At 37.0% G+C, this 23,254-nt stretch carries 21 protein-coding genes; 2 read left to right on the top strand and 19 right to left on the bottom strand.

Going from position 1 to position 23,254, the window contains the following annotated elements:
- Positions 1 to 158: 158 nt before the first annotated feature.
- From HNR27_RS02790 to HNR27_RS02735, 12 genes are all read right to left on the bottom strand, one after another.
- Positions 159 to 1,820, bottom strand: a complete 1,662-nt coding sequence (locus HNR27_RS02790) for a glycerol-3-phosphate dehydrogenase/oxidase (protein ID WP_429338663.1) — start codon at positions 1,818 to 1,820, stop codon at positions 159 to 161.
- Between the two features lie 230 nt (positions 1,821 to 2,050).
- Positions 2,051 to 2,560 (bottom strand): acyltransferase, encoded by a 510-nt coding sequence (locus HNR27_RS02785; RefSeq protein ID WP_212919865.1) that lies wholly within the window; start codon positions 2,558 to 2,560, stop codon positions 2,051 to 2,053.
- A gap of 3 nt (positions 2,561 to 2,563) precedes the next feature.
- Positions 2,564 to 3,199 (bottom strand): pyrophosphatase PpaX, encoded by a 636-nt coding sequence (gene ppaX, locus HNR27_RS02780; RefSeq protein ID WP_429338662.1) that lies wholly within the window; start codon positions 3,197 to 3,199, stop codon positions 2,564 to 2,566.
- Complete coding sequence (locus HNR27_RS02775; RefSeq protein WP_212919867.1) at positions 3,174 to 4,133, bottom strand: nucleoside recognition domain-containing protein; 960 nt, start codon at positions 4,131 to 4,133, stop codon at positions 3,174 to 3,176. The genes ppaX and HNR27_RS02775 overlap by 26 nt, the downstream gene beginning before the upstream one ends.
- 23 nt (positions 4,134 to 4,156) lie before the next feature.
- Entirely contained in the window at positions 4,157 to 5,023 is an 867-nt protein-coding gene (lgt, locus tag HNR27_RS02770; RefSeq protein ID WP_212919868.1) for a prolipoprotein diacylglyceryl transferase, read from the bottom strand.
- A 12-nt stretch (positions 5,024 to 5,035) separates the two neighbouring features.
- Positions 5,036 to 5,974: an HPr(Ser) kinase/phosphatase gene (gene hprK / locus HNR27_RS02765; RefSeq protein ID WP_429338661.1), complete on the bottom strand. Its 939-nt coding sequence runs from the start codon at positions 5,972 to 5,974 to the stop codon at positions 5,036 to 5,038.
- A 156-nt stretch (positions 5,975 to 6,130) separates the two neighbouring features.
- Entirely contained in the window at positions 6,131 to 6,499 is a 369-nt protein-coding gene (locus HNR27_RS02760; RefSeq protein ID WP_212919870.1) for a phage holin family protein, read from the bottom strand.
- Positions 6,500 to 6,791: 292 nt separating this feature from the next.
- Positions 6,792 to 7,460, bottom strand: coding sequence for a bacillithiol biosynthesis deacetylase BshB2 (gene bshB2, locus HNR27_RS02755; protein ID WP_429338660.1), 669 nt, complete (start codon positions 7,458 to 7,460; stop codon positions 6,792 to 6,794).
- Between the two features lie 20 nt (positions 7,461 to 7,480).
- A complete protein-coding gene (locus tag HNR27_RS02750) occupies positions 7,481 to 7,834 on the bottom strand; it encodes a YojF family protein (RefSeq protein WP_212919872.1) in 354 nt (117 codons plus the stop codon).
- A 114-nt stretch (positions 7,835 to 7,948) separates the two neighbouring features.
- A complete protein-coding gene (uvrA, locus tag HNR27_RS02745; RefSeq protein ID WP_429338659.1) occupies positions 7,949 to 10,825 on the bottom strand; it encodes an excinuclease ABC subunit UvrA in 2,877 nt (958 codons plus the stop codon).
- 7 nt (positions 10,826 to 10,832) lie between these two features.
- Positions 10,833 to 12,818, bottom strand: coding sequence for an excinuclease ABC subunit UvrB (uvrB, locus tag HNR27_RS02740; protein WP_429338658.1), 1,986 nt, complete (start codon positions 12,816 to 12,818; stop codon positions 10,833 to 10,835).
- Positions 12,819 to 12,987: 169 nt separating this feature from the next.
- Positions 12,988 to 14,139 (bottom strand): MGDG synthase family glycosyltransferase, encoded by a 1,152-nt coding sequence (locus HNR27_RS02735; RefSeq protein WP_429338657.1) that lies wholly within the window; start codon positions 14,137 to 14,139, stop codon positions 12,988 to 12,990.
- A gap of 30 nt (positions 14,140 to 14,169) precedes the next feature.
- On the opposite strand from HNR27_RS02735, the gene HNR27_RS02730 reads away from it, so the two are divergent.
- On the top strand, positions 14,170 to 14,991 hold the full coding sequence (locus HNR27_RS02730) for a metallophosphoesterase (protein WP_429338656.1): 822 nt from the start codon (positions 14,170 to 14,172) through the stop codon (positions 14,989 to 14,991).
- Positions 14,992 to 15,001: 10 nt separating this feature from the next.
- Here the strand turns inward: HNR27_RS02730 and HNR27_RS02725 are convergent, their stop codons facing one another.
- Together HNR27_RS02725 and HNR27_RS02720 are read right to left on the bottom strand one after the other, a co-directional pair.
- The gene (locus tag HNR27_RS02725; RefSeq protein WP_212919876.1) at positions 15,002 to 15,541 is read right to left on the bottom strand and encodes a YkoP family protein; all 540 of its coding nucleotides are present in this window, start codon (positions 15,539 to 15,541) and stop codon (positions 15,002 to 15,004) included.
- A gap of 196 nt (positions 15,542 to 15,737) precedes the next feature.
- Positions 15,738 to 16,913 (bottom strand): PDZ domain-containing protein, encoded by a 1,176-nt coding sequence (locus HNR27_RS02720; RefSeq protein WP_212919877.1) that lies wholly within the window; start codon positions 16,911 to 16,913, stop codon positions 15,738 to 15,740.
- A 326-nt stretch (positions 16,914 to 17,239) separates the two neighbouring features.
- Between HNR27_RS02720 and HNR27_RS02715 the strand changes: the two genes are divergently transcribed.
- Positions 17,240 to 17,518, top strand: a complete 279-nt coding sequence (locus tag HNR27_RS02715) for a hypothetical protein (RefSeq protein ID WP_429338655.1) — start codon at positions 17,240 to 17,242, stop codon at positions 17,516 to 17,518.
- Positions 17,519 to 17,895: 377 nt separating this feature from the next.
- Here HNR27_RS02715 and HNR27_RS02710 read toward each other — a convergent pair whose 3' ends face one another.
- The 5 genes from HNR27_RS02710 to cccB all read right to left on the bottom strand — a co-directional run bounded on the left by HNR27_RS02710 (position 17,896) and on the right by cccB (position 23,183).
- Entirely contained in the window at positions 17,896 to 19,359 is a 1,464-nt protein-coding gene (locus HNR27_RS02710; RefSeq protein WP_429338654.1) for a S41 family peptidase, read from the bottom strand.
- Positions 19,360 to 19,615: 256 nt separating this feature from the next.
- A complete protein-coding gene (locus HNR27_RS02705; protein ID WP_429338653.1) occupies positions 19,616 to 20,974 on the bottom strand; it encodes a murein hydrolase activator EnvC family protein in 1,359 nt (452 codons plus the stop codon).
- 43 nt (positions 20,975 to 21,017) lie between these two features.
- Positions 21,018 to 21,911 carry a permease-like cell division protein FtsX gene (ftsX, locus tag HNR27_RS02700; protein WP_429338835.1) on the bottom strand — a complete coding sequence of 298 codons (894 nt, stop codon included), beginning with the start codon at positions 21,909 to 21,911 and terminating at the stop codon, positions 21,018 to 21,020.
- Positions 21,901 to 22,587: a cell division ATP-binding protein FtsE gene (gene ftsE, locus HNR27_RS02695; RefSeq protein WP_429338652.1), complete on the bottom strand. Its 687-nt coding sequence runs from the start codon at positions 22,585 to 22,587 to the stop codon at positions 21,901 to 21,903. The genes ftsX and ftsE overlap by 11 nt, the downstream gene beginning before the upstream one ends.
- 251 nt (positions 22,588 to 22,838) lie before the next feature.
- Positions 22,839 to 23,183: a cytochrome c551 gene (gene cccB, locus HNR27_RS02690; protein WP_212919881.1), complete on the bottom strand. Its 345-nt coding sequence runs from the start codon at positions 23,181 to 23,183 to the stop codon at positions 22,839 to 22,841.
- Positions 23,184 to 23,254 lie beyond the last annotated feature (71 nt).

Here is a 23,254-nt window from a genome sequence, read left to right as displayed (position 1 = left end):
AATGGGGGAATTATATACTTATTCATTAGAAAAGCGAAAGGAGCCTAGTACGAAGGCATCTTTGAAATTTATATTTTGTACTACTTAACAAGGGTCTGACCCCAAAAACAAAGCAACTAATGCTGTTTTCAAGGACAAACCCTTCGTAAATAAATAGCCTATTTAGTTGGTGTAACTGCCTCATTCAACAGTAAATCAAGCTCATTACGATATTCTTCTTCCTGATTTTCATCCCATGCAAACTTCTTCTTCATATACGCAATAACAGGATTCTTATGCGTCTTCACCCAAGCAATATCGAAGAATAAAGCCCCAGTTCTGCGGATAAAGAAGTCCACTGGCTTATATACAAGCTCATGTTCTATTCCATAACAAAGCTGGGCAAATACGATTGGATCGATGCTTTCCGCTTCCGCTTCTTGCTTTCTTTCTGCATATATTTGATAAACCTTATCAACATTTGCTCCATACTTTTGGACAAGCTTTACGGCATTTTCTTCACTTATCCCTATTTCTTTCCCATAATCCGTTTTTTCTTGTTTAAATTTTACGAATCCCTGAGACCCTCCTACCTCACCACCAGAGATAGGTAAATTAACAGTTTCAGAAGGAGAATATAGAATTCCTTCTTCGCTCTTTAATTGATTAACCACTGTGTCGACTGCTTGTTCTGCCATTTTACGGTAACCAGTAAGCTTTCCACCAGCCATCGATATGAGTCCAGAATTGGATATAAATATTTCATCCTTCCGTGATATTTCACCAGGCTTTTTCCCTTCCTCAGCTATTAACGGCCGTAGTCCTGCCCAGCTAGACTCCACATCATCAGCCGTAATATTCAAGGAAGGAAACATATAGTTTATCGAACCTATAATATAATCCCGATCTTCAATTGTCATCGTTGGATGAGCGATGTCTCCTTTATAGCTCGTGTCCGTTGTACCTACATAAGTTTTTTGATCACGTGGTATAGCAAAAACCATTCTCCCATCAGGGGTATCAAAGTATATTGCCTGTTCTAATGGAAATCTCTCCTTATCAAATACAAGATGAACACCCTTAGTCAAGTGAAGATGCTTTCCTTGTTTAGAGCCGTCTATTTCACGAAGGTCATCCACCCAAGGACCACAAGCATTAACTATTTTTTTTGCAAAAATTTCATGCTTCTCGCCATTTGTTTGGTCCTCTACGACAACTCCAATTACTTTTTTATTCTCGCCATAGATAAATGATATTACCTTCATATAATTAAGAGCATGTGCACCTTTTTCAACCGCTTTTTTAATAACTTCAATCGTTAGCCTAGCATCATCTGTCTTATATTCCACATAATACCCTGCACCCTTTAGCCCTTCCTTTTTTATAAGTGGCTCCATTTTTAATGCTTTCTCAGGTGATAGCATTTTCCTACGCTCCTGACGTTTTACACCTGCCAAGAAATCATATACTCTTAATCCTATATTTGTGGTGAATGGTCCAAATGTGCCGCCTTTATGAAATGGTAAAAGCATCCATTCCGGTGTTGTTACATGAGGCCCATTCTCATACACAATAGCCCGTTCCTTACCTACTTCTGCAACGACTTTCACTTCAAACTGTTTTAAGTATCGAAGTCCACCATGAACTAACTTTGTTGAACGGCTAGATGTGCCAGCAGCAAAATCCTGCATTTCGACAACAGCTGTTTTTAAGCCTCTCGTTACAGCATCTAGTGCAATCCCAGATCCTGTGATCCCCCCACCAATCACTAATAAATCCAGTTTCTCCCTTTTCATTGCATCAAGAATGGTATTTCTTTCATAACTAGAAAATGTCACCATGCCTTAGTCCCCCTAAATAGTGGTTTATTATTAATATTATTTACTCTTTCATTTATTTTAGAATTAATTTCTAGGGAAAAAGTAATTGTATAAGTAAAAATACCTAAATAAAAAAACCACAATCAAACTAATGACTTCATTAGTTTGATTGCGGTTCTCCATTTCTCCGTCCGAAATTATTCTATTAAGCTAATCATACCATAATTATTCTATTTTACAAGAATTTTTACTTAAATCTCCTTGCGTTTTTCCATCTCTTCCTTTGTATAAATAATCTTCATCGGATTACCTCCAACAAAGGAACCTGCTGGTACATCTTTATGAACTAATGTTCCTGCAGATACAATAGCCCCATCACCAATTGTAACACCGGGTAGGATCGTACTATTTGCACCAATCATTACTTCATTCCCAATTACAACTTCTCCTAGACGATATTCCTTAATCAAATATTCATGTGCAAGTATTGTCGTGTTATAACCGATTACCGAATTATTTCCTACAATAATTTTTTCAGGAAACATAATATCTGGCATTACCATTAGCGCAAAAGCAGTTTTCTTGCCCACCTTCATACGAAGAAAAACTCGATATAACCAATTCTTCACACTTAAAAAAGGTGTATATCTTGCAATTTGAATGATAATAAAATTTTTAACAACTTTAAAGAATGATACCGTCTTATAGATTTGCCATAGGGAATTAGCATCTGTTACCGGATGGCGCTCTGTTCTTCGCATGTCCTACACTCCAATGATTTCTAATAAATCAAACATGTCATATAGCATATAAGTTGGTTCGTATCCTTGCAAGAATTCTTCCCCCTTAAGAGACCATGCAACTGCAGCAGTTTTGACACCGGCGTTATGGCCAGCCTTAATATCGTGCCAATTATCACCAACCATGAGGGTAGTTTCGGGATCAGCATGAAGCACTTTCATGGCATTTAAAACGGATTCTGGGTGTGGTTTAGCATTCGACACATCATCCAGACCTACAATGGTATCAAAATATGCTTCGATTCCTGTTACCTCTAAGCCTCTTATCGCCGTATCTCGCATTTTTGTGGTGACTATACCTAATGAAATGCCCTTATTTTTCAAGGCTTTAAGTGTCTCTTTCACATTTGGAAAAGCCTTCACATAGTCATCATGATGCACTAAATTATGTTCCCGATAAGTGGTTATCATAGCCTCCGATTGGGCTAAATCAATATTTTGAAAGGTTTCCACTAATGGTGGTCCATTAAATGCTAGAATTTCATCATGTGTAAATTGATAACCAAATTTTTGAAAGGTGTGGTAAAAGGATAAATTAATCAATTCATTAGTGTCAATTAATGTTCCATCTAAATCAAATAGTATTGTACGAATGCTCATTGGTGTGTCCCTTTCTTTTTCGTTCTGCTAGTCTTCTCCAAATAAAAGCAATGATTATAGTTAACACGATTGCCGTTATTAAACGAATTAGTAGTAATGGCCAGACAGGAATTCCAAGTGGCAGGAAGATTAATGTATCCTCAACAACCGCATGACAGGCTACAAGGAATATCAATGCTAACGTCATATCACGCTTGGAAACATTATCTTCTTTTACAGCTTGAATCATCAGTCCTGCTCCGTATGCAAGTCCAATCGTTAAACCAGCTACCAGCGTCATCGAAGTGTTTTTTTCCATTCCTAATACTTTGGTAAATGGTGCGAAACCATTAGATAGCTTCGTTAACCATCCTTTTTCTCGTAAAATTTGCATAATAATCATTAATGGAATAACAATAACTGCTAGTTGAATAACAGCAATAATTGCTGTTTGCAGTCCCGCTACAATAATCTCTTTCCAACTGGTTAAAGCCTCTGCTTCATGAGAGATCAGCCCATAATTGGCTAGTTCCTCTCCACCAGTCCACACGAAATTGATGATCGTTGCAGCTACTAGTGCTAGCCCAACACGAACTCCAACAATAATCCACCATTTTATGCCTACCTTCGATGCTACTGCGGATTCAATAAAGAGATTATGAGAAAACGATAGCATAATCGCCATAATAAAAACTTCTTTAATGGTAAAATCAAAAGAAATAATTGCTCCAATTCCCGCATATAGATTAAGCGCATTTCCTAAAACAATTGGAACCGCAGCTTCACCTGATAATCCAATTAACTCCATTAGCGGACTAATTTTATCGATAATCCAAGGTAATACTGGTGTATATTGTAGTATGGTGACAATTAATGATATAGGAAAAATAACTTTTCCTAATGTCCATGTTGTTTGTAGGCCTTGCTTCAGCCCTCTCTTCAGAATTCCAGACATCCAGTACTTCCTCTCTATCGTTGCTATTTTTTCTTTTTCGTATTCTTTTTTTTATTTATCGGTCCTATTTTATCAACATCTTCGTAGCGCTTTGAAACAGTCTTCCAGCGGTATAAAATCAAACCCACCGCAACGACGATCAATAAAATAGAAATAAATTGAGCTGTACGTAGATTACCAACGATATATAGACTATCTGTCCGCATTCCTTCAATAAAGAATCGGCCAACAGAATAGGTTGCTATATATGTTAAAAATACTACACCACGAATTGGATTTCTACGTCTTAACCATAAGAGTAGAATTAAAACGAGTACATTCCATAATGATTCATATAAAAAGGTTGGGAAGTAATAAATTCCCTGAATACACATTTGATCCATGATAAAATCTGGAAGCAAGTTGTAGTGCATATCAATGACACTCTGATTCATGATTGGACCACCATGTGCCTCTTGATTCATAAAGTTTCCCCAACGACCGATCGCTTGTCCAAGGATTAAACTTGGTGCTAATACGTCAGCTAACTTCCAAAATGAAATTTTTTTAACTCGAGTAAACACTATTGCTGTTAGCATTGCTCCAATTAATGCTCCATGAATAGCAATGCCACCTTCACGGATTGCGAAGATATCCCACCATGGACCACCTGCATAGCGCTCCCATTCAAATATAACGTAGTAGAGACGGGCACATATAATTGAGATCGGTATTGCATATACTACTAAATCAATTACCAAATCTTTTTTCATTCCTACACGATCTGCTTCACGCATTCCTATCAGCAGAGCCAAAAAAGCGCCTGTCGCAATAATGACACCATACCAATAAATCGGTAAAGAGCCAATTTGCAAAAACACGCGGTCTAATGCTGGTGCATCACAGCTCATATACTTCCACCCCTATTCCATCTCATCATTTTCTAGTTTTATCATATCTGTTAAACGCTCCGAAAACTCCTCTGCCGCATTTACTCCCAACCGCTTCAAACGAAAGTTCATCGCTGCAACTTCAATAATTACCGCCAAATTTCGGCCAGGGCGAACTGGAATAGTAGCTTTAGGAACATCTACATCCATAATCTTCATTTTGTCTTCATCTAAGCCTAAACGATCATATTGCTTAAGGGGATCCCATATCTCTAAATCGATAATAAGGGAAATTTTCTTGTTGCTACGAACTGCACCTGCACCAAATAAAGTCATTACATTAATAATTCCTAAACCACGGATTTCTAATAAATGCTCAATTAATGGTGGAGAATTTCCAATAAGGGTGTCATAATCCTCTTGGCGAATTTCCACACTATCATCTGCTACTAAACGATGTCCTCTTTTAACGAGCTCAAGTGCTGTTTCACTTTTACCAACACCACTTTGACCAGTAATGAGGACACCAACCCCATAAACATCCACAAGTACCCCATGAATTGCTGTAAAAGGGGCAAATTTTACCTCTAAGTAATTCGTTAGTCTGCTGATAACCCTAGTTGTCTTTCGAGGAGAATGTAAAATAGGTACGCCTGAATTATTGGCAGCATCGATAATAATCTGTGGAACTGCCATTCCCCTAGTTATAACGATTCCAGGTGTAACATCAGTACAGAGCTTTGTAATTCGATCTAGCTGATCTTCTGGACTTAAATCAAGGAAATATGTCATTTCCGTTCTTCCAATTAGTTGAAGTCTTTCCTTTGGATAATATTTAAAGTAACCTGTCATTTCAATTCCTGGACGGGAGATATCACTAGTTGTAATTTCCCTATGAATACCTTCTTCTCCAGCAACGAGTTCCAAATTAAAATTCTCGAGTAAATCCTTCGTACGAACAATGGTAGTCATTAATTTCCCTCCATTACGAGCCCTAACTGTTACCCATTGTAGCATATTTTTCTAGCAGGTAGGAATAAAGATGTATTAAGAGAAGAACGCGTATTTGGGTTAGGAAATTACGATTACTTGGATTTCTGAAAGTAAAATATTCTAGTGAATATCAGTTCAAGCCTTTTTTGAGGATAATGGATCTTTTACTAATTTGGTTAATATTAGGTTTAAGATGGATAGGATTACTGCTGCAAGTAACGCCGTTCCAAATCCCTCTATGACAAACGAATCCCCAATAACAGCCTGCGTAATCATTAACGTTACTGCATTAATGACAAATAAAAATAGGCCCAAAGTAAAAATAGTTAGTGGCAATGTCAAAATTATTAGGATAGGCTTAACGATAATATTTAGCACAGACAAAATGAGAGCTGCCAATAAAGCTGTACCAAAACCTTCTAACCGAAATGAGTCAAACAATTCCGCTACAATAACTAAAGCAACCGCATTTAAAACTAAAGATAATATCCAACGCATAAACATCAACCATCCCTTCTATCCTACTATATTATTCGACGTATCAACTTTCTTTTCCTTCTTTATACAAATTGGGTACCTTAAGGAAAGCCAGCGTATTTTATATTTATCTTTTTGGAATGAGGAGTATTTTCCCGCAGTTCAGAATTACTCTTTCTATGATTGGGATACTCCCGTAACACTTTTTTATACACAACCAGGATATCCTAGTTCGTAAATTTATAAAACAAAACCCAAACGATAGAAACGATGTTTACTAACGTTTGGGATTGGAATTTACAATTGCTAAGTTAAAAAATTATTCATACTTCCAAATATAAAATTGCTCAACACTTAAGCGTTTTTTAGCCTGTTCCTTTAAGTCATCTGAAATACCTTCACTTTGATTCCAGCTTCGGATGACTCCATTTGCTTGTGATTTGTGACATAAAATTGCTTCCATTTTTGTATCGAAGTTTTCACGAACATCATTAATGATATCAGGTTTTCCAAGGTCCTCGATATACGTGTTCGTAATAGCCTGTGCCCAAACAACTGGACGACTTTCTGGATCCATTAAGCGTACAGCTTCGACTGTTGCAGCACCTAACGCATTATGGTCTGGGTGAACTGCATGCTCCGGATAGTGAGTAATTACTAGGCTAGGATTAATTTCCTCTAGGATTCCCTTCAAATGCTGTGCGACTTCATTTCGATTCTCATATTCTAAAGTTTTGTCACGGTAGCCTAAAAGTCGTAATTCCATATCTAACGTCCTGCAGGCAGCCATCAGTTCTTTTTTGCGAATCGCTGGTAAAGTTTCACGATTTGCAAAGGTGGGATTTCCCATATTCCTCCCCATTTCACCTAATGTCCCACAAAGATAGGTCACTGGTACTCCTTGCTCTCGAAATTTTGCAATGGTTCCTGCAGCACCAAATGACTCATCATCAGGATGCGGATATATGACAACAACATGTTTTTCCATAATTTTCACCTTCCTTACTATTAGTAACTAAATGGCGTTTCACTAATTTGTAGTGCTACCATTAATCTTCCTTCACGGTCATGACCTGCCATTAAGAGCTTTTCTCCTTCGAAAATTTCCCAATCGGTAAGTCCCTCCGCATAAATCCAGCCAATATCCATTTTTAACCCAGCTCGATAGGATTTTCCATCACCAACAATTTTAGCTTGGTTAAAACGTACCTTCGCATTCCGGATATAAACACCAACATTATATGCTTTCTCATTTACATGACTTGCATATGCACCATTTGTCGTTTCCAAATGAACATAAACATCTTTATTGATAAAGCCTTCTAGCTTTTCTTGTACTTTTTCTAGTTCTATTGGTTTCATTGCGTAAACCTCCTTACATTCTATTTTTAGATTACCGAAACGGAAAAGCTTCGTCAAAAGTTTGAACTTCAAGACCAAATAAAAATAGGCAGCAATTTACTTGCCACCTATCCTTTAGCTCGACTTAATTTTTTCCTTTTTCTTAAGTTCTTCTGTTTGACGTTTAGCATCCCGCTCTAAAATAGGTTTTAAATAGTGACCAGTATAAGAAAGCTCCTCTTTAACTATTTTCTCCGGAGTTCCAGTAGCAATAATCTGTCCACCTCTTGCTCCACCTTCTGGACCTAAATCAATAATATAGTCCGCTGTCTTAATTACATCTAGATTATGCTCAATAATCAAGACAGAGTCACCATTTTCCACTAAACGATGTAAAACCTTAAGGAGACGACTTACATCATCCACATGAAGTCCTGTAGTTGGTTCATCTAAAATATAAAGAGTCTTCCCATTGGAACGACGATGTAGCTCACTAGCAAGCTTGACACGTTGTGCTTCCCCACCAGATAGGGTGGTTGCTGGTTGTCCAAGCCTAATATATCCCAAACCAACATCTACAATCGTTTGTAGCTTTCGTTTGATTTTTGGAAGGTTCGCAAAAAATTCTACCGCTTCCTCTATTGTCATTTCCAATACATCGGATATACTCTTCCCTTTATATTTTACTTCTAATGTTTCACGGTTGTATCGTTGTCCATGACAAATCTCGCAAGGTACATAAACATCTGGCAGGAAGTGCATTTCAATTTTTATGATTCCATCACCTTTACAAGCTTCACAGCGGCCACCTTTGACATTGAAGCTAAAACGACCCTTCTTATAGCCTCTTACCTTTGCTTCATTTGTTGATGCAAAGACGTCGCGAATGTCATCAAATACACCGGTATAGGTAGCTGGATTTGAACGTGGGGTACGTCCAATTGGTGATTGATCGATATTAATAACCTTCTCCAAATATTCTAGACCTTTTATTTCCTTATGTTGTCCTGGCAAATGCTTACTACGGTTGAGCTCACGTGACAATGTCTTATAGACAATTTCATTAACAAGTGAGCTTTTTCCAGAACCAGAAACTCCTGTCACAACAGTAAATAGACCAATTGGAATTTTTGCGGAAACATTTTTCAAATTGTTTTCCGATGCGCCAATTACCTCAATATATCGTTTATCCGGTTTTCTCCTTTTGGCTGGTAATGGAATAAACTTTTGTCCAGATAGATATTGTCCTGTAAGGGAAGCCTTATTCTTCATTACTTCCTCTGGTGTTCCACTGGCAATTATTTGCCCACCGTGCTCACCAGCACCTGGTCCAATATCAATTAACCAATCGGCAGCCATCATGGTATCTTCATCATGCTCAACGACGATTAACGAATTATCCAAATCTCGCATTTCCTTTAATGTATGGATTAAGCGATCATTATCCCGTTGGTGTAAACCGATAGAAGGTTCATCAAGAACATAAAGTACCCCTGTTAAAGATGAACCGATCTGGGTTGCTAATCGAATGCGCTGTGCCTCTCCACCTGATAAGGAACCAGCTGCCCTTGATAATGTTAAGTAATCTAGACCAACATTGTTTAGGAATTCCAAGCGATTATTAATCTCCTTCAATAAAAGCCTTGCTATCTGTTTTTCCTTCTCGGTTAGGTCTAAGCTATGGAAAAAGTTCATGGCTTCGGTAATTGAAAACTCTGTTACATTACTAATATGAAGTCCATTTATTAATACTGCTAGTGCTTCTTCCTTCAAGCGATTTCCTTTACAGGTTGGACAGTCTTTCTGCATCATATATTTTTCTAGACTTTCCCGAACATAATCTGATGAAGATTCCTTGTAACGGCGTGCAATATTATTTAGTACACCCTCAAACTCTATCATGCTATTTCGGACATTGCCAAATTCACTTTCATAATAAAAATGAATTTTTTCCTTACCACTTCCATATAAAATCTTATCCATTTGCTCTTTCGGAATATCCTTCACTGGGATATCCATGTCAATTTTATAATGATCGCATACACTTTTTAATAGCTGTGGATAATACTGTGAACTTATTGGTTCCCAAGCAGCAATCGCATGCTCATTTAAGGTCTTCGTCCAATCTGGAATAACTAGATCTAAATCGACAACTAAATTTGTACCTAAACCATCGCAACTAGGACAAGCGCCAAATGGACTATTGAAGGAGAATAATCTTGGCTCCAGATCACCAATGGAGAATCCACAAATAGGACAAGCGTGATTTTCACTAAAGACCAGTTCCTCTTCCCCCATTACGTCAACGATTATTTTTCCTTCACCAAGATTCAATGCGGTTTCAATCGAATCACTTAATCTTGCCTCGATGTCAGGTTTTACTACCACACGGTCAATAACTACTTCAATGGAGTGTTTTTTATTTTTATCAAGCTTAATTTCTTCTGTAACCTCTCGCATTTCTTTATCCACGCGAATTCGGACATAGCCTTCCTTCTTAAGCTTCTCTATTACTTTCACATGCTCCCCCTTACGTCCAGATATTACTGGTGCTAGGATTTGCATTTTTGTCCTTTCAGGGTATTCCATAATTCGGTCTACCATCTGTTGAACTGTCTGGGAAGAGATTTCAATACCATGCTTTGGGCAGGTTGGGTGACCAATTCTTGAATATAGCAATCTAAGATAATCATAAATTTCCGTAACGGTACCAACTGTGGAGCGGGGATTTCTGCTAGTTGTTTTCTGATCAATGGCAATGGCCGGTGATAGCCCTTCTATCGTATCGACATCTGGTTTATCCATTTGCCCCAAGAACTGGCGGGCATATGCAGATAAGGACTCGACATAACGCCTTTGTCCCTCGGCATAGATTGTATCGAAAGCTAATGATGATTTTCCCGATCCAGACAAACCAGTTATAACTACTAGTTTATTCTTTGGAATGGATACATTAATATTCTTTAAATTATGTGCTCTTGCACCTTTTACAGTAATCATTTTCTCAGCCATACATTGGTCATCCTTCCGCCTTAAGTTCAAACACGATATCACGAAGCTCAGCAGCTCTCTCGAAGTCAAGCGCTTTGGCAGCTTCTCGCATTTCTTTTTCCATGTTTTCGATTACGTTTTCCCGTTCTTTTTTGGTTAATTTTGAATAGCTCTTTGTCTTGCTTTCCAATTCTGGTTGTTCCTCTGCCACTGATGTTGCTCGAATAACATCACGGACATCCTTCTTAATTGTTTTAGGAGTGATATGATGTTCCTCATTGTATGCCATTTGTTTTTCACGACGACGCTCTGTCTCTTCGATGGCACGTTGCATGGAATCGGTTATCTTATCTGCATACATAATTACCTGACCGTTCTCATTACGTGCTGCACGTCCCATTGTCTGGATTAACGAACGTTCTGAACGAAGGAAACCTTCCTTGTCAGCATCCAATATAGCTACTAGAGATACTTCAGGAATGTCTAAGCCTTCACGTAGTAGGTTAATTCCAACTAATACATCATATTTCCCTATCCGCAAATCACGAATAACTTCAATTCTTTCTAGCGTTTTAATTTCAGAATGTAAATATGCAACTTTAATCCCAATGTCCTTTAAATAGTCAGTTAAATCCTCTGACATCTTTTTCGTTAATGTCGTAATCAGTACACGTTCATTTCGCTCTGTCCGCTTATTTATTTCTCCAATCAAATCATCAATCTGTCCTTCGATTGGTCGCACCTCGACCTTTGGATCTAATAATCCAGTAGGACGTATAATTTGCTCTGTCATGACTGGTGTATGTTCCAATTCGTATGGTCCAGGAGTTGCCGAAACAAATATGATTTGATGAACCTTTGATTCAAACTCCTCAAACTTTAAAGGTCTATTATCTAAAGCAGATGGTAAGCGGAACCCATGATCCACTAAAACCTGTTTTCTAGCTTGGTCACCATTATACATTCCACGTATCTGTGGTAACGTAACATGGGACTCATCTATTACGACGAGAAAGTCTTTTGGAAAGTAATCCAATAGTGTATAAGGTGTTGCACCAGCTTCTCTTAGGGTTAGATGTCTAGAGTAATTTTCAATTCCTGAACAAAATCCCATCTCACGCATCATTTCCAAATCGTAATTTGTACGTTGTTCTAAGCGCTGTGCTTCTAATAATTTATTTTGACTACGTAGTTCCTTTAATCGCTCTTCTAGTTCTTTTTCAATATTAGCGATAGCTAGCTTCAACTTCGCTTCACGAGTAACGAAGTGAGATGCCGGAAAAATTGCCACATGGTCACGGTCACCGATAATTTCCCCTGTTAATGCATCAACTTCTCGTATTCGATCTATCTCATCTCCAAAAAATTCAACGCGAATACAATGCTCTTCATGAGAAGCTGGGATAATTTCAACAGAGTCTCCACGTACACGAAATGTTCCACGTTGAAAGTCAATATCATTCCGTGCATATTGAATATCAACTAATTCTCGCAGAAGCTGATTTCGGTCCTTCTCCATTCCCATTCGAAGCGATAATACCTGGCTTCTATATTCCTCAGGAGAACCTAATCCATATATACAGGATACGCTTGCCACAATCAATACATCATTTCGTTCAAAGAGCGAAGACGTTGCAGAGTGACGAAGCTTATCAATCTCATCATTTATACTTGCATCTTTTTCAATAAACGTATCTGTAGAAGGAACGTATGCTTCTGGTTGATAATAATCATAGTAGCTGACAAAATACTCTACCGCATTGTTTGGAAAAAACTCTTTAAATTCACTATATAATTGTCCAGCTAGTGTCTTATTATGGGCAATAACTAATGTAGGTCTATTTATTTCTTTTACCACATTGGAGACAGTAAATGTCTTACCTGTTCCAGTCGCCCCTAATAATGTTTGATGACGTTGTCCAGCTAATATCCGTTCTACCAACTCATCAATTGCTCGCGGTTGATCCCCACGTGGTTCATATTTTGAAACTAATTCAAACTTGTTATTCTCCATACCTTCGCCTCCGTTCCTAAATCTTTTATTAGTTTATCACAGAATAAATCTATTTTAACATAAATACGAACTAACATTCGATTATTTTGCATTATATTCTTACTATTATTTTATCCAATCTTTTAAACACAAAAACAACTGCCAATACGGTTAGCAGTTGAAATCTTGACTACAGGCAAATTTCCTGCAATATTTCTGGTAAAGATTTTTTATCTAGATGACGATGAAAAACATTTACAGCTTCCTCATACAACGTTTTTGCTTCCTTATTTTGAAAGAAATCTTTAATATGTGATTCGACATTTCCTAATCCTATATTAATTGGATAGATTACTCCTAATTCTTTTAATTCAAGCTCATTCACCTTTTCCTGGCCTGGTAGCGCGGAGCAAGTGAAAATAGGTTTACGCTTCATCAAACACTCACTAACTGTCACCCCACCTGGCTTTGTAACAACGGCATCTACTTGATCATAAATTCCATTCATTTTTTCTTTATTTTCGATATAATTTATTGGGGTAATCAAAGGATCATTTTTTTGCTGTAATCTTTGATACAGTTTCTCATTTTTCCCACATAGAACGATATAGTGAATCGTTGGTTTCGTAGGAATTAGCTTCTCAATTGCACCCATTCCAAGACTTCCTCCTGTTATCAGAACAGTTAACCGTTTATTCCTTGAAAGACATTGGCTTGTTTTCTTAAAAATAGGATGGATAGGAATACCAGTAACGTAAATAGTTGATTCATCAACACCTAGTTCTAGTAAAAAATTCTTCATCCTTATAGAGGGTACTAAGTGATAATCAATCCCTGATATTCCCCAAACACGGTTAACAAAGAAATCGGTATATACATTTACAGTAGTCGCTTGCAGTTGATTTTTTTGCTTTAAGACACTTGCTAGATTGGAGGGGAGGGAATGGGTGCAAAAAAGAATTCTAGGCTGATTTTTTTCCATTAACCTCTTAAAAAATGAAGTAAACAATACTTCATAGACTAATTGTCTTGAACGGTTCGTTTGGTTGTTAACTGCAAGATACTGATACAATTTATCATAAGCTTTTGGCATTATCTTAATCCAGCTTATATAAGCTGTAGAAACAAGTCTCTCTATTGGTCCGTAACTATAAGAGAGTATATCTACCTTTTCACAATTCAGCGTTTGAAAGGTATTTTGTAATTCCTTCATGACAGCATCTGCCACATGATGGTGACCAGTAGGAAGCTTTAGAAATGGTAGGAATAGAGCATTTTCTTTTTGCCTAATTTCCATATTTTCAATCCCTTCAATTACCAATGCCACAAAGAACTTTAACATGTTATAATCCTTCTCGAAGGAGGATTACCAATGATATATATTATTTCTTTGCTAATATTGCTATTTATACTTTTGAGTATTTTCTTATATAAAGCTAATCAGAATACAAAGGACATAAAGCTCAATAAAATCCAATTATCTACCAAGCATTCATCCAACCATTCTTATCTATCTATCCTACATTTATCCGATTTGCATTTAGAGAATATCTCTATAACTGCTAATGAACTGGCAGAAAAACTTCAGTATGAAAAACCTGACATCATTGCATTAACAGGTGATTTTCTCGATCGAAAACGTTCCATCCCTAAGCTCGATGCTTATTTAAAGGTCCTACAACAAATAAAGCCAAAACACGGTATTTATGCTGTTCTCGGTAACCATGACTATGTACTAAATCAATACAATTTACAGAAGCTTATTCAATGCTTAACTCGATATGGCTGTCATGTGATGCAAAATTCGAGTTTAACGATTGAAATCAATAAACAGCTCATTAATATTATTGGAGTGGATGATTACAGTACTAATCGTAGTGACCTAAAAAAGTCTTATCAAAGTATCCAAGAAGGTATAAATCTTGTTTTAACCCATGACCCAAATTTAGTATTAGAAATGGATAACTATCCGTTTGATTATTTGTTAGCAGGTCATTTCCACGGAGGTCAAATTCGGTATCCAAAGGCCTATCATCTTGCTAAAATGGGTAAGCTGCCTCGCCTTAACATGATTAAAGGCATGCAGATGCATAATGATTCCCCATTTTACATTAGTGAAGGATTGGGCCAAACAGGAATTAATATTCGAGTTGGTAGCCGTCCAGAAATCACCTTTCATGAAATTGCAATTTAGTCCCTCTTTTTCATAATCCATATCTACTGATTAGCTCATCCTTTGACATAAATAAATAGACTGGCTCTTGATGAAGGGATGAGCTAGCAAGATAATTTATCGGTGAAAATGTTAGTCTTTTATAATTGCGATACAATGCGTTTGAAATGTTTACATTATCAAAACCGAGCCTTGCTGAACCCTTGTGTAAAGTTGTAATTCCAATGATGCCTTTAATTTCATTTGCTCGTTGATGATTATTTACGTACTCCGCGAGCATGGGAAGTGCTTTTTTCACCATGTGATAAATATACACAGCTCTTTTCGTATCACTAGTAACCGCATAAAGTTCATTCATTATTTTGACGTTATGTAGATGAATCTTAATCAATAGGTCATCTTTATAAATAACTGTGCCATCCTGTAGAATTGTACTTCTCCCTTTGTATTTTGTTAACCGCACGCGAAACAAGGTGCGTCTCTGTTCTTCATCCATAACATATCTTAGTCTTGTTAATGAATAATAAACAGGATCTAATACACGCCAAACCCCTAATAAATAGCTTTTCATTCATACGATTATCCTTCCTGTAAAAATTTACATATTTAGTTTGTGTGAAAAACAATAAATTATGACTAGAGGAGTACACAATTTAAAATCTTATCTATCCTTAAGCTTAATAAGTTTTATAGGAAGGAAAGCTATATTTCACTTTACTAAAAAATCCGTACCACAATGAATGTGGAACGGATTTTAAGAATTCTACCTACTTATTAAGTTTTCGATAAGGTTCTCCAGCAAAAATCAGCCCTAATTCATGATGATCGCCTTCATACATAGCACTTTGAACAAAGCGAATTTCTCCATCCAAATCAAATAGCTCCATTTTGAAAAATGAACCAGTTTGCTGTAAAGCTTCGTAGAGCTCTTCTTCACTTTGAATTTTTATACCATTCACTTTCGATATTGTTTCACCTATCAATATGTTTAATCGGTCTGCTGGTGAGCCTGGAATAATTCCAAGGACCCTTAAACCATCATTCGTATGGTTGAAAAAGGGACTTTTCTGAAGATCCTTCACACGTTCTCGATAATTAATCCATTCTCTTCCTACAATAGCTACCATAATTGAAACGCTGGATAACGCTGGGATAAAGATACTGCCTACTGCAATTCCGAAGACAACCATTGCCAAGCCCAGCATAGACATGGATAACTTTTGTGCAACCTTATGTGGGAGCCCACCTCTTATACCATGCTCTATTCCAAGTAAGAATGGAAAAAGAATTAGAGCATAATGCTCATCTCCGAATGAAAGATATGGCCAGTAGGAGGCAAATGGTTCAATGAGTCCGGTTGGAACTAATAAAAATACGGGTATTATAGCTGTTTTCTTGATAAAATGCTTACCAACCCAGCCTCCACGCTTTCCCTTTACAAGTGTTGGAAACGTACCATTTCGTTTAACCCTATTGATAAAATGGGCCTCTACAAATAAGAATAACCCTCCTAAAATAGCCAGTCCGATAAAATTAACCTCTCCATCCATCTGTAAGAAACGAAAATACTCTGGATAACTAGATATAATAAGTAAAACAACATAGGTTATCCCTATCGTATAACTTGGGGAAAGGAATGAAAATCGAAAAGATAGGCTAAGTAATATCATTACTACACTCAATATGAGAATCGTTTCATATGTAAAAACCATACCAAAACCGACAATAAGAATGGAGTATACAATCCCTATTAAAATTGAGAAACTCCATGTATCCTTCCATTCAAAAAGTATATCAAATACCTTCGTACCAAAGTACTTTCGCTCTTCTTTAATACGCTTTATCCCCGACAAAATTATAAAAATAATTGCCCAATAGAATAGTGGATTTACAAATAATTTACCAATCCCTTTTCCTATTTCTATTAACCACTCCTGTAACATAGCTAATCACCTTCCGATGTACATACCTAAACCTAATTATAACCCTATATATTCTCCATTTGTCGAATTTTTTCCTGCTTTTTTGGAAAAGATTTCGTACGAGATACTTGTTTGTATAGAGAATCGTTAAAAAATGAGTTGCCAGCCGAGTTTTTTTTCTATTGGATTTTCATTTATGATTACAATTTAAGTTTGTAAGTGATATATTGGTTTAAAACTGATTTTAGGCTATTGATATTGTTCGTGGCGCTTATTTTGGGGAGGTAAAACAGCTTTTCGTTACCGTTTTTGTTTGCGGTGCAGGTTTTCGGGAGCAATACGAGCTTTTGGTTACCGTTTTTGTTTGCGGCATATGTTTTCGGGCGGTAAAACAGCCTTTGGTTACCGTTTTTGTTCGCGGCACAGGTTTTTGGGAGCAATACGAGCTTTTGGTTACCGTTTTTGTTTGCTGTGCATGTTTTAGGGCGGTAAAACAGCTTTTGGTTACCGTTTTTGATCGCGGTGCAGGTTTTCGGGTGGCAAAACAGATTTTGGTTACCGTTTTTGCCAGTGGCACAGGTTTTCGGGAGCCAATACCAGATTTTGGTCACCGTTTTTGCCAGTAACACAGGTTTTCGGGAGCTAAAACAGATTTTGCTTACCGTTTTTGCCAGTAACACAGGTTTTCGGGAGCTAAAACAGATTTTGATTACCGTTTTTGCCAGTAATACACGTTTTCGGGAGCTAATACGAGCTTTTGGTTACCGTTTTTGATTGCTGTGCATGTTTTCGGGCGGTAAAACAGCTTTTGGTTACCGTTTTTGATCGCGGTGCAGGTTTTCGGGCTGTAAAACAGCCTTTGGTTACCGTTTTTGTTTGCGGCGCAGGTTTTCGGGAAGCAATACTACCATAGTCTATTGATATTACTCTCGAACTTAGTTATCAAGTAACTTAGTTTTAAAAAGAGACTGACCCCCCTGGGTCAATCTCTTGTCAATAAGTATTATTTATACAACTCTTGTTGTGCTTTTTCTAGTTGGAGGTCGTCTTCTCCGTTGCGGATTTTTTCAATTACTTTTGCTTCTATTAATCCGCCGGTTTCTTTGTCCACAGTACCTGTAACCTTCAGATTATTTTTCTTTTGAAATTCCTTAACAGCTTCTTCCGTAGATTTACTGAAATAGCCATCTTTTCTATCTGTCTTATATCCAAGACCATTTAACATCAGTTGTATATTTTTGATTTTAACATCTGACTCATCATATGCAAGTGGCTCTTCTATTTGTACCGGGTTTGTATAATAATATTCTGGTTCCTTTACTTTAACAGTTGGCTCGACACCTTTTTTATGAATCCAATTTCCTTCGGGTGATAACCATTTAAAGAAGGTAAGCTTAAGAGTACTTCCATCTCCTAGTGGTACTGTTTGCTGAACGGTACCTTTACCAAAGCTATTCATACCAACTATATCATAACCAACCTCTTTCATCGCTACTGCTAAAATTTCCGATGCAGATGCACTGCCCTCATTAATTAACACACTAATTGGGTATGATTTTTTCTTTTTCAAGTCTGAATAATAAGGCGTTTTATTCCCTTCTTGATCCTCTATTTGAACATATGGTACATCTTTCGGAATGAAATTCGATAAAATCTCTTCTACAGAGCTTAATAAACCACCTGGATTACCTCGAACATCAATGATTAACCCTTCCATACCATCATCTTCTAAAGCTTTTAATTGTGTATTAAAATCCTTCGATGTCGTCTCTGCAAAATTTGTAACTTCAATTATACCTGTCTTCTTTCCATTAATTGTTTCCATTTTAGAATAAACCGTTTCAATTGGAATAGTATCTCGTACAATTGTTACATCAAATGGCTCGCTTGAACCACCTCTTAAAATAGTAACGACAACCTCTGTGCCTTTTTTACCACGTATTTTCGAAACGGCTTGATTTAAATCAAGCCCCTCAAGTGATTTACCATCTACCTTTAATACTTGATCGTTTGGTCGTAATCCCGCTTTTTCTGCTGGAGAATCTTTTATTGGGGAGACAATTGTAACTACGCCATTAACCATACTTACTTCTGCTCCGATGCCTTCAAAAGAGGACTCAATTTGCTCATTAAACTGTTTCATCGTTTCGACATCCATGTAAGTACTGTATGGATCTTCTAAGGTCGAGAGCATTCCTTCAATTGCACCTGTCATTAGTTGTTGTTCATCTGCACCCTCTAAATAATTTTCTTTTATTAAGTTGTATGCTTGTGCAACCTTCGACCATTCTGCAGGTAAATTTGCGCTCTGATCAGTAGAATCCACCTTCTCTTTAGAAGAGCTATCCTCTATCTTCTGTTCTGCTTGATCTGGATTTGCTATAAGTACTCCTACATAGGCCCCTACAAATCCAAGTACAAGTGCACCGACTAATATGAGCACAATATGTATTTTATTTAATCTCATGCGATCACCCCAATGTTATTAATATGTGTCTGAAACGCTTTAAAACCCAAGTGAAATTAATGAAATCACCTTCATCGAAAATCTATTTACTCTTTTGGTCTTCTATAAAATGTGTATACACTATTCTATTATCATAACGAAAAATTCTTACTTACGCCAAATTTTTTCTCTTTTCATTTTTTTGAAAGCCCCCAAAAATAGGAGGAGCAAAGGAATTGCTTGTACTTGCAATACCTTTGCTCCATTCATTTAATCTTTATGGTAAATAATCTAACGGATTAACAACATTTGAGTTAGGTGGATAAAAACCATTCCAACCACCTTTATGTACTTCAAAATGTAGGTGAGGTCCTGTTACTCTTCCAGTAGCACCCATATAACCAATTAACTGACCTTGTTTGACTACTGTACCATCAGCAACTGCAAACCCACTCATATGGGCATATAGTGTAGTATAATCGACGCCATTAATTGTCGTAACAATTAATATATGGTTACCATATGTACTTGATAAATTTCCACGTACTGCAACACCATTAGTTGCTGCAACAATTGGTGTTCCAACAGGTCCTGAGATATCAACACCTAAATGGAAGCTCTTCGAATTATTAATTGGATCTACTCGCCAACCATAGTTAGATGCACGATACCCTGCTGCTGGCCAAATGAATCCTGTACTACTAGTACCTCCAGCGTTCCCGTTGTTGCCACTACTATTTGATAATTGGTCTAGTTTTTGTTTTGCAACCTCTTTTGCCTTGGCAACAGCCTGCTGCTGTGCACGTAGCATAGCTTGCTCATCCTCTAAAGTGAACATATACTCTTCCAAATGCTGATGTTCCTTTTCAAGCTTTGCTAGCAAGGTCTGGCGTTCTGCCATTTGATTATCCAGTTGACCTTGTAGTGCTAGTAGTTCCTGCTTTTGGCCCTCTAGTGCTATTTTCTTCTTTTCAACCTGGTCTTTATTTTCTTCTACTTTCTTTTTGTTACCCTCAACCGTTTGTTTTTTTGTTTCTACTTCCTTTTTATCACGAACTAACGAATCAATGATTGTCTTATCCTGGTCCATCATAATATTGACAGCTGCTGTTCTCGTAATAAAGTCAGAAAAACTAGTAGAACCTAAGAGGACTTGCAAATATACCATCGGTCCTCCACTTTTTTGAATCGCTCTGAGGCGCTCAGCAAGTAATGCCTCGCGATCCTCAATGCGATCTAACAGTATTTCAATCTCTTCTTTTAGTTGTTCAATCTCTTTTTTTAAAGCATTTATTTTTGCTTTTAAATCATTAATCTCATTATTAGTGGTATCAATTTCACCTTGCTTACTTTGAATCGATGCCTTCGTTTCGGCTAGCTTTTCATCAAGAGAATCAATTTGACTTTGAACAGATGCCTGTTTATCTAAATTTTCTTCAATTTTTCCTTCTGTCTCGCTTTTTGAACTCTGTATATCCTTATTCTGTTCCTTTAATTGTAACTGTTCCTTCTCTAAATCTTTTAATTCCTGCTCATATTCTTCCTTTGTCTTCGCGGACACATGGATCCCGTTAACTGGTACAGATCCTAGGAAGATAAGACCAATTAACATACTTATTCCTAGCTTCTTCCTCAATGAAAATTCCCCTGCCCTTCAAGTAATCTATCTATATAGTCTTTTAAACTTTAAGGAACTTACGAACACTCATGAGACTTCCCCAAATTCCAATTCCTGCACCAACGATTAAAATAATGGCAGATAGTTCCCAAGCGAATGGGTTAAACGGTAGTATTTCAACAAATCCTATCGAACTTACCCCAGTGATACTATTTTCAACCAATTTGTAGCCTGCGAGAACACCAACTATTGGTATGATGGAGCCTAATACTCCAAGCAGCAATCCTTCGACAAAGAATGGTCCACGAATAAATCCATTAGTTGCACCAACTAATTTCATAATCCCAATTTCTCTACTTCTTGCCATAATGGTTAGTTTAATAGTATTAGAAATTAAGAAGATCGCAGTTAATACTAGTCCAGCAATCAAAATAATTCCTATTGTTCTAGCATAACTCGTAAATTTAAATAAATTTTGGGCTACTTCTTGTCCATAGGTAACAGAATCTACATGGGCCAAATTTGTCACTTGTTTAGCGATGTTTTCTGTTTCCTGTGGTTTATCAGCCTTTACAATATAAGCATTATTGAGTGGATTTTCCTGCTCGTACAGCTTCCATACATCTCCACCTTGCCCCATGCTATTAATTAAACTTTGTAGCTCATCATCCTTGGAGGAGAATACGACTGTTTCTACCCCTGGTAGCTTTTTGATTTGATCACCTAGACTAATCACATCATCATCTGTTGCTGTCAAATCAATAAGAACCTTTACAACAACATCATCTTCTATTTTTTCTGCCATATGATTCAAGTTTAAAATTAAGCCTAAAAAGGCACCAACTAATAATAATGTCATGGTTACTGCACCAACTGAAGCTACAGTCATCCATCCATTACGGAATATGTTCCTAACACCTTCACGGAAATGTCTTTTAATTGTTCTAGCTCTCATATCCGTAATCACCTCGATGTTCGTCTCTAACAATTAAGCCATCCTCAATTGCAATAACACGTTTCTTTATTGTATTAACTATTTCTTTACTATGAGTTGCCATGATAATGGTTGTCCCACTATTATTTATTTCTTCAAAAGCGCGCATGATTTCCCATGATGTATCTGGATCAAGGTTACCAGTCGGTTCGTCAGCAATCACAATCTTTGGACGATTGACAATCGCACGAGCAATCGATACACGTTGTTGCTCACCACCAGATAACTCACTAGGGAAAAATCTTGCCTTACTTTTTAGACCTAATAGATCTAATACTTCCATCACACGTCTACGAATATTTTTCGGAGGCTCTTCAATAACTTCTAAAGCGAAGGCAACATTTTCATAGACTGATAGTTTTGGTAGCAAACGGAAATCTTGGAAGATAACCCCGATATTACGTCGTAAATATGGTACTTCTTTTTCCTTTAGTTCACTTACATCCTTATTACTGATAAAAAGTGTGCCACGAGTTGGCTTAATTTCGCGATACATTAATTTAATAAATGATGATTTACCTGCACCACTTGGGCCAACAATATACACAAACTCTCCCTGTTCAATCTCAACATTAATTCCATTTAATGCAGTAACACCATTTTCGTATGTCTTATATACATCCTTCATTAAGATCATAATTAATCACCTTTTAAATTTATAGTCAAAAAGTCTGAGTCTAGATACATTTCCTATATATTATAACATTATTCAACAATTTTTTTAGACATAATTATATTACAATTATATTTCAAAGGAGAAATATTAATGGGTTTTGTGGTTATTTGTCGAATTTTTTGAAAAGTGGGTAAAAAGAAGTGGGATTATAGTAGGAAAAAGGACAATCCCATGTATAAATCATACTGGAACTGTCCTTTTATTCAACCATATTATTTTTTTGCAGCTAACCAATCAGCAATCTGTTGAGCTTCATCATCAGAAACTCTATTACCTTGTGCTGGCATTCCACCTTGACCATTTAGAATGATATTTTTGATATCATCAGCAGAATGATCGGCACCAACTTTTTGAAGGTTAGGTCCTGCTGCACCAGATAAATCTGCACCATGACATGCTGCACAGTTTGCCTCAAATAAGTCTTCAGCTGCAGATGCTGTTTCGCCACCATTGTCACCTGTATTATTAGTTGCGCCATTGTCGTTATTATCATCGTTACCACAAGCACCAAGAACTAATACAGAGCCAAATAATACAGCAAAAAGCCATTTTTTCATTTGAAAACTCCCCCAATCATTGTAAAGTTTAGAACTGTCATATATAGTATATCCTTTACACAAAAATATAA

Origin of the sequence: Ornithinibacillus bavariensis (assembly GCF_050433565.1) — a bacterium.
Taxonomy (GTDB): Bacteria; Bacillota; Bacilli; order Bacillales; family Amphibacillaceae; genus Ornithinibacillus; species Ornithinibacillus bavariensis.
This window is presented reverse-complemented; position numbering and strand designations above follow the sequence as displayed.